Origin of the sequence: Adlercreutzia agrestimuris (assembly GCF_943193125.1) — a bacterium.
In the GTDB taxonomy this organism is placed as follows: Bacteria; Actinomycetota; Coriobacteriia; order Coriobacteriales; family Eggerthellaceae; genus Xiamenia; species Xiamenia agrestimuris.
The window spans coordinates 1-2,559 of the sequence record NZ_CALPCX010000011.1 but is presented as its reverse complement, the minus strand read 5'-3'; the positions used below and the strand labels follow the sequence as shown (position 1 = coordinate 2,559).

The following is a 2,559-nucleotide window of genomic DNA, read 5'->3' as shown; positions in this document are numbered from 1 at the left end:
TAAGGGGTTGAGGATGGTCGCTTTTTTGAGCGATTTTTTAGTGTTAAAGTGTAAAATTATATATATTGATAAGATAAGCCCCCCATAGGGGTTAAGGGGTTCAAGGATGAATCGGACGAAAATTGAGCATTTTGAAGTGAATTTATCGGCAGAGATCCCGAACTTTATTCCTCGGGAGGACTTAGACGACTTCGTTGTAAAAGACAGGGTTTTATCCTCACGTTATCCTCGAATTTCCCCTAAAGATTTCTATCGTTACATCTTTCCTTTTGGATCATTTGAGCGTCTTGGGCACCAGGAAGACAAAAAAGGCAATGGAGTTGCCATATCTATCGACGAGACATCTAAAAAGGCGACTAAAACAATCATTACTGACGGCTTAGAGCAGCTTGATTCGCTCTTAGAGGAACCTTTTGTTATCTGCTCTCCCATTTCTTATTACGGCAGATCCAGGCGCGCAGATCATGCGCTGTGGATGCATGCTTTAACGCTTGACATTGACTACGTAGGCGAGGGACACCTCAAAAACATGCTTAACTGGTTTGAGGAGTTGAACCTTATGCCGCGCCCGACTTTCATCGTCAATTCTGGGCATGGTGTTCACCTTTATTACGTCTTTGAGCAGCCCATAGCGATGTATAGAAACAACCAGGCTGAACTGCTGAAACTTAAAAAATATCTAGTAGATTGCATTTGGACGAAGTACACCTCAACAAAACCAGAGCGCAAGGAAGCACTCGGTGTTGTCCAAGGGTTTCGTATGGTTGGATCAAGAACCAAAATGGGAGCATATCGTCTGAGCGCTTATAAAACTGGAGAGCGTGTAACTGTTGAGTACTTAAACGGCTATACACACGGCAACGCGGTTGCCAAAATAAACCAACCAGCGGCATTAAAACTAGAAGCTGCTAAGCAAAGATTTCCCGAATGGTATGAGAGCCGAATAGTGCGCGGAGAAATGCCTGGCAGATGGCATATTAAGCGCGATTTATACGATTGGTGGAAGCAGCAAATCGAGTCTAAAACTACAATCGGTCATCGTTATTTTTGCATGCTATGTCTTGCGGTATATGCAAGGAAGTGTGATATAGCCGAGAACGAGCTTCGTGCTGATGCAGCTGTGTTCCAAGCGCAGTTCAATGATATGGGAAAAGACACAGATGAGCCGTTTACCTGGGAAGAAACCGAAAAGGCTCTTGAAGCCTACAATGAATGCTATGTGACATTTCCCCGCGACACAATAGCGCGTTTGACAGCAATTCAGATGCAGGCGAATAAAAGGAATTTCCAAAAACAGGAGTTTCATCTTGAGGAGGCTCGCGCAATACGAGACATACGCCAAAAACGTCAAGGGAAAAACTGGTGGGATGGAGGAAATAGACTAGGTGCCCCAAAGAAGAAAGACTTAATTTTAGAATATAAAGCAAAACATCCAGATGCTAACCATAGTGAGATTGCGCGTGCTTTAGGTGTCAGCAGACCCACCGTGATAAAGTGGCTTAAAGAGCAGTGAAGCCATACAGGTGCCATACAAAGTGCCATACAGGAGCCATACACATGCCAGCAGTTAAAAAGACGTTTCGCATTGATGAAAAAATTGCTTCTGAACTCGAAAAACAGTCAAAAGAGCAAGGAGTAACTCAAACCGAGTTCGTTGAACAAGCCATACAAAGTGCCATACAGGAGCCATACAGGAGCCATACACAAAAAAGCACTGAAAACGGCATACCAAAAGAGGTCTACGAAGACCTACGCCGCCAGCTTGAAATTAAGGACAAGCAGATTAGTGATCTGTCCTCTGCGCTCGTTGCCGCCCAGCAGAGTGTTGCTGGTGCTCAAGCCTTGCATGGTGCAGATGTTGCAGCTGCCCTCGCCGCTCCTGCGCAGAAAAAAGGCTTTCTGCATAGACTTTTGGGAAAGTGATAGTTTAAGCCTTAAGAAGGATCACATCCGCCCTATCCGCCCCTTCACTGCCTGTTTTTTCTTGCTCCTTTTCTAGTGGATGACATACACTTGTTCGATATTTTCAACAACCTAAAAACACGCTTGTTTTTAGGTTAGCAAGACTCGTTTAACGCCCGTACCGCTTTTCAGCGTTCGGACGTTAAACCCCCTCGCTTGTAGTCTGTAGACTACAAGCGAGGGGTCTTGATTATCTGGCAGCAATCTCTCCTGATTGCGTAACAATTCGTGATCCTGCCGCCAGATAATGGATCCTGATTCTAAATTTTTCACTCCGCTCAAAATCGAATGCAGGATTGCGGGGGAGACCCCGCGCCCCTAAGTATGCACCCTGGTTTGACTGTCGATCAAAAGGGTTGTTTTGAGGTGCTTGAGACGGCATGAGATCAAGCCTAAGGCTCTATTTTTGTTTCAGTGAATGTTTCTTCTGGGGTTAGTTTTTAAGGCGATCCTGGGGCGTTCTTTTGGGTGGTTTTGTTACAATTACAGTATTGATAAATATACGCCCCCCCATAGGGTTTAAGGGGTTGAGGATGGTCGCTTTTTTGAGCGATTTTTTAGTGTTAAAGTGTAAAATTATATATATTGATAAGATAA

General features: G+C 44.5%; 2 protein-coding genes. Both read left to right on the top strand.

Annotated elements, in window-relative coordinates:
• The first annotated feature begins 106 nt into the window (after window positions 1-106).
• Window positions 107-1,513, top strand: coding sequence for a hypothetical protein (locus NFR28_RS08825; protein WP_251179441.1), 1,407 nt, complete (start codon window positions 107-109; stop codon window positions 1,511-1,513).
• Between the two features lie 44 nt (window positions 1,514-1,557).
• Entirely contained in the window at window positions 1,558-1,923 is a 366-nt protein-coding gene (locus tag NFR28_RS08820; RefSeq protein WP_251179440.1) for a hypothetical protein, read from the top strand.
• Window positions 1,924-2,559 lie beyond the last annotated feature (636 nt).

What these genes read in the sequence shown, in the direction of transcription:
- NFR28_RS08820 (WP_251179440.1), top strand. Translation starts at nt 1,558, where the DNA reads ATGCCAGCAGTTAAAAAGACGTTTCGCATTGATGAAAAAATTGCTTCT.
- NFR28_RS08825 (WP_251179441.1), top strand. Translation starts at nt 107, where the DNA reads ATGAATCGGACGAAAATTGAGCATTTTGAAGTGAATTTATCGGCAGAG.